Annotated in this window: 11 protein-coding genes and 1 tRNA gene; 7 read left to right on the top strand and 5 right to left on the bottom strand. The window is 69.4% G+C overall.

Annotated elements, in window-relative coordinates:
* Window positions 1-31 precede the first annotated feature (31 nt).
* The 3 genes from KY5_RS35225 to KY5_RS35215 all read left to right on the top strand — a co-directional run bounded on the left by KY5_RS35225 (window position 32) and on the right by KY5_RS35215 (window position 2,327).
* Window positions 32-1,036 carry a proline racemase family protein gene (locus KY5_RS35225; protein WP_098245997.1) on the top strand — a complete coding sequence of 335 codons (1,005 nt, stop codon included), beginning with the start codon at window positions 32-34 and terminating at the stop codon, window positions 1,034-1,036.
* A 130-nt stretch (window positions 1,037-1,166) separates the two neighbouring features.
* Window positions 1,167-1,838, top strand: a complete 672-nt coding sequence (locus tag KY5_RS35220; protein ID WP_098247690.1) for a GntR family transcriptional regulator — start codon at window positions 1,167-1,169, stop codon at window positions 1,836-1,838.
* A gap of 102 nt (window positions 1,839-1,940) precedes the next feature.
* Window positions 1,941-2,327, top strand: coding sequence for a nuclear transport factor 2 family protein (locus tag KY5_RS35215; protein ID WP_098245996.1), 387 nt, complete (start codon window positions 1,941-1,943; stop codon window positions 2,325-2,327).
* A 34-nt stretch (window positions 2,328-2,361) separates the two neighbouring features.
* On the opposite strand, the gene KY5_RS35210 is transcribed toward KY5_RS35215, so the two are convergent.
* Window positions 2,362-2,565, bottom strand: coding sequence for a heavy-metal-associated domain-containing protein (locus KY5_RS35210; protein WP_234363017.1), 204 nt, complete (start codon window positions 2,563-2,565; stop codon window positions 2,362-2,364).
* A gap of 331 nt (window positions 2,566-2,896) precedes the next feature.
* A tRNA-Leu gene (locus KY5_RS35205) sits at window positions 2,897-2,984 on the bottom strand.
* Between the two features lie 138 nt (window positions 2,985-3,122).
* On the opposite strand from KY5_RS35205, the gene KY5_RS35200 reads away from it, so the two are divergent.
* Window positions 3,123-4,466: a DUF2254 domain-containing protein gene (locus KY5_RS35200; RefSeq protein WP_098245994.1), complete on the top strand. Its 1,344-nt coding sequence runs from the start codon at window positions 3,123-3,125 to the stop codon at window positions 4,464-4,466.
* Window positions 4,467-4,476: 10 nt separating this feature from the next.
* Here the strand turns inward: KY5_RS35200 and KY5_RS35195 are convergent, their stop codons facing one another.
* Genes KY5_RS35195 through sucC form a run of 3 tightly spaced genes read right to left on the bottom strand, consistent with a single transcriptional unit; the run spans window position 4,477 to window position 8,089 of the window.
* On the bottom strand, window positions 4,477-6,036 hold the full coding sequence (locus tag KY5_RS35195) for an aldehyde dehydrogenase family protein (protein ID WP_098245993.1): 1,560 nt from the start codon (window positions 6,034-6,036) through the stop codon (window positions 4,477-4,479).
* Window positions 6,037-6,079: 43 nt separating this feature from the next.
* Entirely contained in the window at window positions 6,080-6,952 is an 873-nt protein-coding gene (gene sucD, locus KY5_RS35190; RefSeq protein ID WP_098245992.1) for a succinate--CoA ligase subunit alpha, read from the bottom strand.
* Between the two features lie 12 nt (window positions 6,953-6,964).
* Window positions 6,965-8,089, bottom strand: a complete 1,125-nt coding sequence (sucC, locus tag KY5_RS35185) for an ADP-forming succinate--CoA ligase subunit beta (protein WP_098245991.1) — start codon at window positions 8,087-8,089, stop codon at window positions 6,965-6,967.
* A gap of 165 nt (window positions 8,090-8,254) precedes the next feature.
* Between sucC and KY5_RS35180 the strand changes: the two genes are divergently transcribed.
* Genes KY5_RS35180 through KY5_RS35170 form a run of 3 tightly spaced genes read left to right on the top strand, consistent with a single transcriptional unit; the run spans window position 8,255 to window position 13,342 of the window.
* Complete coding sequence (locus tag KY5_RS35180) at window positions 8,255-9,940, top strand: thiamine pyrophosphate-binding protein (RefSeq protein WP_098245990.1); 1,686 nt, start codon at window positions 8,255-8,257, stop codon at window positions 9,938-9,940.
* A 15-nt stretch (window positions 9,941-9,955) separates the two neighbouring features.
* Window positions 9,956-11,185 (top strand): formyl-CoA transferase, encoded by a 1,230-nt coding sequence (gene frc / locus KY5_RS35175; protein ID WP_098245989.1) that lies wholly within the window; start codon window positions 9,956-9,958, stop codon window positions 11,183-11,185.
* Between the two features lie 3 nt (window positions 11,186-11,188).
* A complete protein-coding gene (locus KY5_RS35170) occupies window positions 11,189-13,342 on the top strand; it encodes an acetate--CoA ligase family protein (RefSeq protein WP_098247689.1) in 2,154 nt (717 codons plus the stop codon).
* Window positions 13,343-13,459: the final 117 nt, after the last annotated feature.

Genomic DNA, 13,459 nt, shown 5'->3' with positions numbered 1-13,459 from the left:
CACCAACCCCCCACCTTCCGAAGGGAGTTCCATGCGCACCCGGCACGTCTTCCACGCCGTCGACTCACACACCGAGGGCATGCCCACGCGGGTGATCACCGGGGGCGTCGGGGTGATCCCCGGCGCCACGATGGCCGAACGCAGGCTGCACTTCATCGAGCACATGGACGCGCTGCGGACCCTCCTGATGTACGAGCCCCGGGGCCACTCCGCGATGAGCGGGGCGATCCTCCAGCCCCCGACCCGCCCCGACGCCGACTACGGCGTCCTCTACATCGAGGTGTCCGGGCTGCTCCCGATGTGCGGCCACGGCACGATCGGCGTGGCCACCGTCCTGGTGGAGACCGGCATGGTCCAGGTCACCGAGCCGGTCACCACGGTCCGCCTGGACACGCCCGCGGGACTGGTCTCCGTCGACGTGGACGTCCTGGACGGCGCGGCGAGGTCCGTCACCCTCACCAACGTCCCGGCCTTCAGCGTCGCCCTGGACCGCAAGGTCGACGTCCCGGGCCACGGCACGGTGACGTACGACCTGGCCTTCGGCGGGAACTTCTACGCGTTCGTGCACCTCGACGCGCTGGGGCTGCCGTTCGACCGCGAGCGCAAGGACGACCTGCTCGCGGCGGGCCTCGCCGTGATGGCGGCGATCAACGACTCACCGGACCGCCCCGTCCACCCCGAACAACCGGAGATAGCGGGCGTGAAACACGTCTACCTGGCCGCCCCCGGCTCGGACGCGCACCGCTCGCGCCACGCCATGGCCATCCACCCGGGCTGGTTCGACCGCTCCCCGTGCGGCACGGGCACCTCGGCCCGGATGGCGCAGTTGCACGCCCGCGGCGAACTCCCCCTGAACCGCGACTTCGTCAACGAGTCGTTCATCGGGACGGAGTTCACGGGCCGACTGATCGAGGAGACGACGGTGGCCGGACTCCCCGCGGTCGTCCCGCAGATCACCGGCAGGGCGTGGATCACCGGCACCGCCCAGTACTTCCTGGACCCGGACGACCCGTTCCCGGCGGGCTTCCGCCTCTGACCGGCGCATATCACTTCCCGCCCGAGGGGCCCAACTGACAACGTCACATTGTACTTTGGTGATCCGCAACGACTCCGCGACGAGCCCGGGGCCGGTGGGCGAGCACGGCGGGAACACCGGAGGGGACACCATGGGGCACCTGAAGCAGAAGAACCTCATCACCACCAGGGAGCGGCTGCGCGACCAGGTCGCCCACGCCCTGCGCGCCGCCCTGATCTCCGGAGAGCTGCGCCCCGGCGAGATCTACTCGGCGCCCGGTCTCGCCGAGGACTTCGGCATCTCGGCGACGCCGGTGCGCGAGGCGATGCTCGACCTGGCCCGCGAGGGCCTGGTCGAGCCCGTCCGCAACAAGGGCTTCCGGGTCACGGAGGTCAACGAACGCGACCTCGACCAGTTCACCGAGATCCGCGGCCTGATCGAGATCCCCATGATCGGCCGGATCACCCGCACCGCCGCCCGCGAGGACCTGGAGGTGCTGCGCCCGATCGCCGAGGAGATCGTCCGCGCCGCCCGCGACCACGACCTCATCGGCTATCTGGAGGCCGACCGGCGCTTCCACCTCTCGCTCCTGGCCCTCTCGGGCAACGACCGCCTGGTCGAAACGGTCGGCGACCTCCGCAAGCGCTCCCGCCTCTACGGCCTCACGACCCTGGACGAACGCGACCAGCTGACCCCGTCCGCCGAGGAGCACATCGAACTCCTCGACCTGATGCTGGCGGGCGACGCGGCGGGCGCGGAGCGGTGCATGGCGCGGCACTTGGGACATGTGCGGTCGCTGTGGGCACAGGACGGCACCGCCTGAGACGTCGGCGTCCGGTGTGGTTGCAGGGCCTCCCCGCGCCTGATTGACTGACCGCGTCGTACACATACCCCCTGGGAGTACCTAGATCGCTCAAGGAGCATCATGGACGCCACGATCACGGCCGACCCGCGAGCCTTCCTCGAGAAGCTCTACAACGACTTCCAGAACGAGATCTTCAGCGAAGAGGACGCGGGCGAGGTCATCGACCGCTACTACGCGCCCGGCTTCCTCCAGGTGAGCGACGGAATCGTGATCGACAGGGACCGCCTCATCAAGCACATCCGCCCGGTGAAGAAGAGCGTCGCGGGCGGCAGTTACGAAGTCCTCGAGGCCCTCGTGGACGGCAACCGCCTCGCGGCCCGCTTCGTGATCCGCGCCGTCACCAAGCAGGGCAAGGAGACGGAGAACGACGTGCACATGTTCTGCGAGATGACGGACGACGGCAGGTTCCTCCGCATCGACCAGATCACGCGCAGCATCAAGGGCTGACGCCCCTCAGTCGCACCCCCTCAATCCCAACCCCTCACACACGACCCGCCAACTCGTATCCGATGTCATCAAGAACCTGCCGAACCACGCCCTCCTCGAGCTCACGCTCGGAGCGGACGGCCACGCGACTGCCCTGAACATCGACGTTCACGTCACGCACCCCCTCAAGCCCGACGAGCACCTCGGTCACGGAAGCGGCACAGTGCCCGCAGACCATGCCCTCGACGAGGTAGGTCACGGTGACGCCCCCTGTCGCGGGGGCTTCACCGTGGGGAGTCGCAGGGAAGGCCATGAGCTACTCCTGTCGTAGACGCCTCGGTTCACCACATCGACTTAATACCCTCTAGGGGTATCTAGGCAACCCCACGCGACACCTGAGTACGCGGGTAAGCGGGTAAGCGGGTAAGCGGGTAAGCATCTCGATGTCCGCGATGCGCTTGGCGCACTCGGCACTGACAGGCTTCTCGGGCTCCGACGCCGAGTCGACTTGGACATCCACGCACCCCAAGACCGCCAAAACGCCAGCGAGTGCTGACCGAAGATCGGTCAGCACTCGCTGGTGTACTGCATGGTGTCCGAGGGGGGACTTGAACCCCCACGCCCGATAAAGGGCACTAGCACCTCAAGCTAGCGCGTCTGCCATTCCGCCACCCGGACTAGGTGTCTGCCGCCCTGGGGTGTTCCCCGCGGCGACATGGACAACAATACCAAGGTTTCGGAGTGCCTTTCACCTGCGTATCCGCCCTCGGCCGTGGGATGCGCGGCGGCCCGCGTCACCCCGCCTAGAGTCTCACCATGAGTGACGGGTTGATTACCGGTATGGCCGGGGCGCTGGACGGCGTGAAGGTGCGGCGGCCCCGCGTCCTGTCCCCGCTGCGCGAGCATCTGCGGGACACCATGTGGTTCGCGCCGACGGCGGGGCTCGTGGGGATCATGATCCTTTGGCTGCTCGCGGCGGAGCTGGACACGCAGCTCGTGGACGCGCTGCGAGCCGACGAGGACTACGACACGATCAAGGACCTGATCGGCATCGCGGACGACGCGAAGACGGTGATCAGCACCATCGGCAGCGCGATGATGACCTTCATCGGTGTCGTCTTCAGCATCTCGCTGGTGGCCGTACAGATGGCCAGTGGCCAGTTCAGCCCCCGTGTGGTGCGGCTCTACGTCCGGTCGCGGATCACCAAGGCCACCCTGACGGTCTTCATGGCGACGTTCCTGTTCTCCCTCCTGACGCTGACGTCGTTCGACAGCGAGCAGGATCCACGGCTCGTGACGACCGTGCCGCTGGTCGAGTCGATCGTGGCGATGGTCATGGTGCTCCTGAGCCTGCTGCTGTTCGTGGCCTACGTGAACGGGACGGTCCGGATGATGCGGATCGGCTTCGTCATCGACCGGATCGCCCGCGAGTCGTTCCGGGTCGCGGCGAAACAGCCGACCGATCTGCCCGTGGGCACCGAACAGCTCGGTCCAGAGACGGCGCGGATCACCCACCACGGCAGGGCGGGCGTGCTGCGCGACGTGAACATCGCGCGGACCGTGCGTGCCGCCCGGCGCCAGGGCGTCGTCCTGCGGCTGATCCCCCGGATCGGCGACTTCGTGGTGCCGGGGACCCCTGTCTTCACGGTGCACGGGGGCGCGGCACCCTCGCGGCGCGCCCTCGGCTACACCGTTTCCGTCGGAGTGGAGCGGACCTTCCACCAGGACCTCGCCTTCGGTCTGCGCCAGCTGTCCGACATCGCGCTGCGCGCCCTGTCACCCGCGGTGAACGATCCGACCACCGCCGTACAGGCCCTGGACCGCATCGTGCAGTTCCTCGCGGCGATCGCCCCTCACCCGCTGGGCGCGCTCGGTCACCGCGACCGGCGCGGGGAGATGCGCCTCGTCCAGTCGGTGCCGGACTGGACGGCCCTCGTCGATCTCGGATTCGCCGAGATCAGAGGGTGCGCGGTCGGCAATCCGCAGGTGACGCGGCGCATGGTGGCGGGCCTCGACGACCTGCTGCTGCTCGCCCCCGCCGAGCGACGCGAGCCACTGCTGCGCCATCGGGAGCTCCTCGCACAGGCCGTCGAGCGCTCGGTCCCGGAAGCCGCGGACCGCGCGTTCGCGCTCCTGCCCGACCGTCAGGGCATCGGCTGAGCTCTGTACGTCACGCCATGAGGTGGTAGCCCGGGAAGTTCCCCGGCGCCCGCTCCCCCGCCGAGCCCTGTGTGACCGCGCGCACCAGCAGCTCGCCGCCGACGAAGGCACCGCGCCAGGACGCGCCGAAGCCGCCGAAGAGCTCATCGCGGTCACCGCGCGAGCGCGGCTTCCCCCTGCCCGTCTTGAACGCCCGGATCTGGGGCGCGAGGCGTTCGTAGGTCGCCGGGTCGTCGGTGGAGAGCGTGGCGACGAGCGCCCCGTTCGACGCGTTCATGGCGGCGAGCAGCTCGGCCTCCGTGTCGACCAGGACGATCGTGTCGACCGGCCCGAACGGCTCCGCGTGGTGCAGCGGGGAGGACGGTGGTGGGTTGAGGAGGGTGACGGGGTGGACGTACGCGCCGGTGTCCTGTCCCGGCAGGAAACGGCCGTGCGTCGTATCACCGCGGTGCAGCGGGACGGCACCCCGGTCGACGGCCTCGGTGACCTGGTCGGTGAGTTCCTTGGCCTTGGCCGCGTTGATGAGCGGCCCGAAGTCGAGGTCGGGGAAGTCGTCGTCGGGCCGGGCCACGGCGAGCGGATGCCCCACCCGTACGGTGCGGACCGCCGGGAGGTACGCCCCGAGGAACTCGTCGAACAGCGCGCGCTGCACGACGAAGCGCGGGTAGGCGGTGCAGCGCTGCTTGCCGTAGTCGAAGAGCTTGGGGACGACGGCGCCGAACGCGTCCCAGTCGCTGTAGTTCCAGATGCCCCAGGTGTTGAGCCCTTCCTGTTCGAGAATGTGTCGCTTGCCGAGGTCGGCGACGGCCGTGGCCACCGCCGCGCCCGTGTCACGGCCGCCGACGAAGGAGACGCAGCCGATCTCGGGCGCGCGGACGAGTGCTTCGGACAGCTCGCCGCCGCTGCCGCTGACGAGGGTGAGGGGCACTCCTTCGCGAACGGCGAGGGCGCACGCGAGGGTGAGGCAGGCGACGCCGCCGTCGGTCGGGGTCTTGGCGATGACCGCGTTCCCTGCCAATGCCTGTACCAGCATGGTGTGAACGAGCACGCTCATCGGATAGTTCCAGCTCGCGATGTTCGAGACGGGCCCGTCGAGCGGGGCCCTGCCCTCGACCATGGAATCGATGCCGTCGACGTACCACCGCACGCCGTCGATGGCCCGGTCGACGTCGGCCTGAGCGAGGCGCCACGTCTTGCCGATCTCCCAGACGAGGAGCAGCGCGAGCAACTCCCGGTGCCGGGTGAGGGAGTCGAGGGTCGCCGCGACGCGGGCGCGCCGTTCCGGCAGGGCGATGTGGCGCCAGGCGCGGTGCTGGTCGAGTGCGGCGCGTACGGCGTGCCGGGCCGTGTCGGCGTCGAGCCGCGGCGGGCCCGCGATGGGGCTGCCGTCGACGGGGCTGGTGGCGGGCAGGGGCCTGCCGTCGGCCTGCCAGGTGCCGTTCCAGAGGTTCAGGACGCGGTCGTCGCGGAACGCCTCGGGCGCCGTCGCGAGACAGCGCTGCCAGGCGTCGGTCCAGGCGGTGCCTGCTTTGCGGACGAGTGCGTCGCGGGACGTGCTGCGGGATGTCATCTGGTGGTCTCCGCTCACGGTGCACAGTCGGGGCGGGAAGGAATCACAGGAGGCCGAGCACCAACCGCGCCGTCTCGGTCGGGGTGTCGCCCACGCGTACGCCGACGGCCTCAAGGGCGGCCTTCTTGGCCTGTGCGGTGCCGGAGGAGCCGGAGACGATCGCGCCCGCGTGGCCCATCGTCTTGCCTTCTGGCGCGGTGAACCCGGCGATGTAGGCGACGACGGGCTTGGTGACGGATTCCTTGATGTACGCGGCGGCGCGTTCCTCGGCGTCGCCGCCGATCTCGCCGATGAGGACGATCAGTTCGGTGTCGGGGTCGTCTTCGAAGGCGGCGAGGCAGTCGATGTGCGTGGTGCCGATGACGGGGTCGCCGCCGATGCCGACGCAGGTGGAGAAGCCGATGTCGCGCAGCTCGTACATGAGTTGGTAGGTGAGCGTCCCGGACTTGGAGACGAGGCCGACGCGGCCCGCCTTGGTGATGTCGGCGGGGATGATGCCCGCGTTGGACTGGCCGGGCGTGATCAGACCGGGACAGTTGGGCCCGATGACGCGGGTGCCGCGCTCCTTCGCGTACGAGAGGAAGGCGACGGAGTCGTGGACGGGGACGCCCTCGGTGATGACAACGGCGAGCCCGATGCCCGCCTCGGCGGCCTCGACGACGGCCGCCTTGGTGAAGGCCGGCGGCACGAAGACGACCGTGACATCGGCCCCCGTGGCGTCGATGCCGTCGCGCACGGAGCCGAAGACGGGCACGGCGCGGTCGTCGAAGTCGACGCTGCGGCCCGCCTTGCGGGGGTTGACGCCGCCGACCACGTCGGTGCCCGCGGCGAGCATGCGGCGGGTGTGCTTCATGCCCTCGGCACCGGTCATGCCCTGGACGAGGACCTTGCTCTCCTTGGTGAGGTGGATCGCCATGACGGTCCTTCCCTAGTGGGCGCGTTCGGCGGCGCGCCGTGCGGCGCCGTCCATCGTGGTGGCCTGCTGGACGAGGGGGTGGGCGCGGGCATTGAGGATGGCGCGGCCGCGCGCCGCGTTGTTGCCGTCGAGACGGACGACGAGGGGTTTGGTCAGCCGTACCGATTCCAGCGCCTGGACGATGCCGTCGGCGACGGCGTCGCAGGCGGTGATGCCGCCGAAGACGTTCACGAGGACGGAGGCGACCGAGGGGTCGGAGAGGATGACCGCGAGGCCGTCGGCCATGACCTGCGCCGAGGCGCCCCCTCCTATGTCGAGGAAGTTGGCGGGGCGGGCGCCGCAGCCCGCGACGACGTCGAGGGTCGACATGACGAGCCCTGCGCCGTTGCCGATGATGCCGACGTCGCCGTCGAGCTTCACGTAGGTGAGCCCCTTGGCGGCCGCCGAGGCTTCCAGTTCCTCGTCGTACGTCTCGCGCTGCGCTCCCCAACGTTCCTGCCGGAAGCGCGCGTTGTCATCGAGGGTGATCTTGCCGTCGAGGGCGACGATCTCCCCGTGAGGGGTCCTTACGAGCGGATTGACCTCCACCAGGAGGGCGTCTTCACGGACCAGAACGCGCCAGAGTTTGACCAGAGTGTCCGCTGTGTCGGCAGGGAGCCCTGCGGCGGCCGCGATCTCGGCGGCCTTCGCCCGCGTGACTCCTTCCACCGGGTCGACCGCCAGGCGCGCCACGGCCTCGGGGCGCCGGGCCGCCACGTCCTCGATCTCCATGCCGCCCTCGGCCGAGGCGATCGCGAGGAAGCGCCCCGCCGCGCGGTCCAGCACGTAGGAGACGTAGAACTCGGCTTCGATGTCGACGGGTCGGGCCACCATCACCGAGCGCACGGTGTGGCCCTTGATGTCCATGCCGAGGATCTGCCGTGCCGTGATGTGGGCGGCCGCGGGGTCCGCGGCGAGCTTCACGCCGCCTGCTTTTCCGCGCCCGCCGGTCTTGACCTGGGCCTTCACGACGACGCGACCGCCGAGGCGGGTCGCGGCGGTGCGGGCTCCCTCGGCCGTGTCGACGACCTCGGCGCATGGCACCACGATGCCGTGTTCTTCGAAGAGTTGCCTTGCCTGGTGCTCGAACAGGTCCATTTCGGCTCCTGACTGAAAGTGCCGCACGCCCCCTGGACACCACTCACCGGATGCGGGATAACAAGCTTCATACAGTATTCGTCGACTGTATGCAATCTGCCGCGAGAGCACTCCACCAGCGTGCGAGCGCACTCCAACTCCCCTACGAAGGGACAGGACTTCGACATGCCCGACGACAACAGCCAGGACCACATCTCCGGTGGACACCTGGTCGCCAAAGCACTCAAAGCGGAGGGCGTGGAGGTCATCTACACCCTCTGCGGCGGCCACATCATCGACATCTACGACGGCTGCGTCGACGAGGGCATCGACGTCGTCGACGTACGCCACGAACAGGTCGCCGCCCACGCGGCCGACGGCTACGCGCGCATCACGGGCAAGCCGGGCTGTGCGGTGGTGACGGCGGGCCCCGGCACGACCGACGCCGTCACCGGTGTCGCCAACGCCTTCCGCGCCGAGTCCCCCATGCTCCTGATCGGCGGTCAAGGGGCCCACACCCAGCACAAGATGGGCTCCCTCCAGGACCTGCCGCACGTCGACATGATGACGCCGATCACCAAGTTCGCGGCGACCGTGCCGGACACGGCACGCGCGGCGGACATGGTGTCGATGGCCTTCCGCGAGTGCTACCACGGCGCTCCTGGGCCGTCCTTCCTGGAGATACCCCGCGACGTCCTGGACGCCAAGGTGCCCGTCGACAAGGCCCGTGTCCCCCAGGCCGGGCAGTACCGCGCGTCGACCCGCTCGGCGGGCGACCCCGAGGCCGTGGAGAAGCTCGCCGACCTCCTCGTCCACGCGGAGAAGCCCGCGATCCTGCTCGGCAGCCAGGTGTGGACGACTCGCGGCACCGCATCCGCCGTCGACCTCGTCCGCACCCTCAACGTGCCCGCGTACATGAACGGTGCGGGGCGCGGCACGCTGCCGCCCGGGGACCCGCACCACTTCCAGCTCTCGCGGCGCTACGCCTTCTCCAATGCCGACCTGATCGTCATCGTCGGCACCCCCTTCGACTTCCGCATGGGATACGGAAAGCGGCTCTCTCCGGACGCCACCGTCGTCCAGATCGACCTCGACTACCGCACCGTGGGCAAGAACAGGGACATCGACCTCGGCATCGTCGGAGACGCCGGGCTCATCCTGAAGTCGGTGACCGAGGCCGCCTCGGGGCGCCTCAACGGAGGGGCGTCCCGGCGCAAGGAGTGGCTCGACGAGCTGCGCGCCGCCGAACAGATCGCCATCGAGAAGCGGCTCCCGAGCCTGCGCTCCGACGCCTCGCCCATCCACCCGTACCGCCTGGTGAGCGAAATCAACGACTTCCTTACCGAAGACTCGATCTACATCGGCGACGGCGGCGACATCGTCACCTTCTCCGGACAGGTCGTCCAGCCCAAGTCGCCGGGGCACTGGATGGACCCGGGACCGCTCGGCACGCTCGGCGTCGGCATCCCCTTCGTGCTCGCCGCGAAGCAGGCACGGCCCGACAAGGAAGTGGTGGCCCTCTTCGGAGACGGCGCCTTCAGCCTCACCGGCTGGGACTTCGAGACCCTGGTGCGCTACAACCTGCCCTTCGTCGGGATCGTCGGCAACAACTCCTCCATGAACCAGATCCGTTACGGCCAGAAGGCCAAGTACGGCGAGCAGCGCGAGCGCGTCGGCAACACCCTCGGCGACGTCCACTACGACAAATTCGCCCAGATGCTGGGCGGCCACGGCGAAGAGGTCCGCGACCCCGCCGACATCGGCCCCGCGCTGCGCCGCGCGCGCGAGTCCGGCAAGCCCTCGCTGATCAACGTCTGGGTCGACCCGGACGCGTACGCCCCCGGAACCATGAACCAGACCATGTACAAGTGAGGAGCCCTGACGGCCATGACCAAGGCTCTTGAAGGCATTCGCGTCCTCGACATGACGCACGTCCAGTCCGGCCCCTCGGCCACCCAGCTGCTCGCCTGGCTCGGCGCGGACGTGGTGAAGCTGGAGGCACCGTCCGGTGACATCACGCGCAAACAGCTGCGCGACCTCCCCGACGTCGACTCGCTGTACTTCACGATGCTCAACTGCAACAAGCGGAGCATCACCCTCAACACCAAGACCGAACGCGGCAAGGATCTCCTCACCGAGCTGATCCGGCGCTCCGACGTGATGGTCGAGAACTTCGGCCCGGGTGCCGTGGACCGGATGGGCTTCACCTGGGACCGCATCCAGGAGATCAACCCGCGCATCGTCTACGCCTCGATCAAGGGCTTCGGAGAGGGCCCCTACACGAAGTTCAAGGCCTACGAAGTGGTCGCCCAGGCGATGGGCGGCTCCATGTCGACGACGGGCTTCGAGGACGGTCCGCCGCTGGCCACCGGCGCCCAGATCGGTGACTCCGGAACGGGCATCCACGCGGTCGCCGGCATCCTCGCCGCCCTCTTCCAGCGCGAGCACACCGGGCGTGGGCAGCGCGTGAACGTGGCCATGCAGCACGCCGTCCTCAACCTGTGCCGGGTCAAGCTGCGCGACCAGCAGCGGCTCGCGCACGGACCGCTCGCGGAGTATCCGAACGAGGACTTCGGCGACGAGGTCCCGCGCTCCGGCAACGCCTCCGGCGGCGGGCAGCCCGGATGGGCCGTCAAGTGCGCTCCGGGCGGCCCCAACGACTACGTGTACGTCATCGTGCAGCCGGTGGGCTGGCAGCCGATCACCGAGCTGATCGGGCGTCCGGAGCTGTCGGACGACCCCGACTGGGCGACTCCGGAGGCACGCCTGCCCAAGCTCGGCAAGATGTTCCAGCTGATCGAGGAGTGGTCCTCGACGCTGCCCAAGTGGGACGTCCTGGAGCGGCTCAACGCCCACAACATCCCCTGCGGTCCGATCCTCTCCACCAGGGAGATCATCGAGGACGCCTCGCTGGTCGCCAACGAGATGGTCGTCGAGGTCCCCCACGCCGAACGCGGCACGTTCACCACCGTCGGCTCCCCGCTGAAGCTCTCCGACTCCCCCGTGGACGTGGTCAGTTCGCCGCTGCTCGGCGAGCACAACGCGGAGGTGTTCATCGGGGAGCTCGGCCTCGGCCACGAGGAACTGCGCCTGCTCAAGTCGAACGGAGTGATCTGAGTGATGGCCGAAGACCGCGTACTACGGGTGCGCACGCTCCTCGACTCGGTGCGCGCCGAGGGACGCACGTCCCTGACGGCGCCCGAGGGCAAGGTGATCGCGGACGCCTACGGAATCGCCGTACCCGGCGAGGAGCTGGCGACCGACGTCGAGGAGGCCGTGGCACACGCCGCCCGCTTCGGCGGGCCGGTCGTCATGAAGATCGTCTCCCCGGACATCCTGCACAAGACCGACGCGGGCGGCGTGGTGGTCGGTGTGGAGGGCGCCGCCGACGTGCGGGCGGCCTTCTGCCGGATCGTCGAGAACGCCCGCGCGTACGCCCCACAGGCCAGTCTCGAGGGCGTACAGGTGCAGGAGCTCCTGCCGAGCGGCCCATCGGCTCAGGAAGTCATCGTCGGGGCGGTGACGGACCCCACCTTCGGGAAGGTCGTCGCCTTCGGACTCGGCGGTGTCCTGGTGGAGGTCCTCAAGGACGTCACGTTCCGCCTCGCGCCCCTCGACGCCGACGAGGCCCTCTCGATGCTCGACTCGATCCGCGCCGCGGAGGTCCTGCGAGGGGTGCGCGGCGCGCGACCGGTGGACCGCTGGGCGATCGCCGAACAGATCCGCCGGGTCTCCCAACTGGTCACCGACTTCCCCGAGATCGCCGAGGTGGACCTCAACCCGGTGATCGCCACTCCGGAGAGCGCGATCGCGGCGGACATCCGGATCATCCTCTCCGAAGGGGCCCCGAAACCCCGGCGCACCTACACGCGCGAGCAGATGCTCGCCTCCATGCGCCGCCTGATGCAGCCGCGCTCCGTCGCCGTCATCGGCGCCTCCAACGAACAGGGCAAGATCGGCAATTCGGTGATGCGCAACCTCATCGACGGCGGCTTCTCCGGAGAGATCCATCCGGTGAACCCCAGGGCCGATGACATCTTGGGCCGCAAGGCGTACAAGAGTGTCACGGACGTTCCCGGTGAGGTGGATGTGGCGGTCTTCGCGATCCCCGCCAAGTTCGTGGCCTCGGCCCTGGAAGAAGTGGGCCGCAAGGGCATCCCTAACGCGGTGCTGATCCCCTCGGGTTTCGCGGAGACGGGTGAACACGCCCTCCAGGACGAGATCGTGGCGATCGGCGAGCGGCACGGGGTGCGGCTGCTCGGCCCGAACATCTACGGCTACTACTCGACGTGGCACGACCTGTGCGCCACGTTCTGCACGCCCTACGACGTGAAGGGCGGGGTCGCCCTGACCAGCCAGTCGGGCGGCATCGGGATGGCCATCCTCGGTTTCGCGCGCGCTACGAAGACGGGTGTTTCCGCGATCGTCGGGCTCGGCAACAAGTCGGACCTGGACGAGGACGACCTGCTCACCTGGTTCGGCGAGGACCCCAACACCCAGTGCATCGCGATGCACCTGGAGGACCTCAAGGACGGCCGCGCCTTCGTGGAGGCCGCCCGGGCGACCGTTCCGAAGAAGCCGGTCGTGGTCCTCAAGGCAGGGCGCACGGCGGCGGGCGCGAAGGCCGCGGGGTCGCACACGGGGGCCCTCGCGGGCGACGACGCCGTGTACGACGACATCCTGAGGCAGGCGGGCGTGATCCGGGCGCCCGGACTCAACGAGATGCTCGAGTACGCGCGCGCGTTGCCGGTCCTGCCCACTCCCCGGGGCGACAACGTCGTCATCATCACGGGCGCGGGCGGCTCGGGCGTGCTGCTCTCCGACGCGGTGACCGACAACGGTCTGCGGCTGATGGACATCCCGGAGGACCTGGACGCGGCCTTCAAGGCGTTCATCCCCCCGTTCGGGGCCGCGGGCAACCCCGTGGACATCACCGGGGGCGAGCCCCCCTCGACGTACGAGGCGACGATCAGGCTCGGCCTGGAGGATCCGCGCATCCACGCGCTGGTCCTCGGCTACTGGCACACGATCGTCACCCCTCCCATGGTCTTCGCCGAGCTCACGGCCCGCGTGATCGCGGAGTTCCGCGAGCGCGGCATCGAAAAGCCCGTGGTGGCGTCCCTGGCGGGCGACGTCGAGGTGGAGGAGGCCTGCCAGTACCTCTTCGAGCGGGGCGTCGTGGCGTACCCGTACACGACGGAGAAGCCGGTCGCCGCGCTCGGCGCGAAGTACCGGTGGGCCAGGGCCGCGGGGTTGTCGGGGGGCGATCGATGAGGTGACCGGTGCGAGGTCGGCCGACGGTGCGCGTCGGCCGGCCCGGGTCCCATGCGCGCACGAAGGAACGGACAGGGGGCGCTGGCCGGCTCATTCGACGCAAGGGGTACGACAGAC

Origin of the sequence: Streptomyces formicae (genome assembly GCF_002556545.1) — a bacterium.
Classification (GTDB): domain Bacteria; phylum Actinomycetota; class Actinomycetes; order Streptomycetales; family Streptomycetaceae; genus Streptomyces; species Streptomyces formicae_A.
This window is presented reverse-complemented; position numbering and strand designations above follow the sequence as displayed.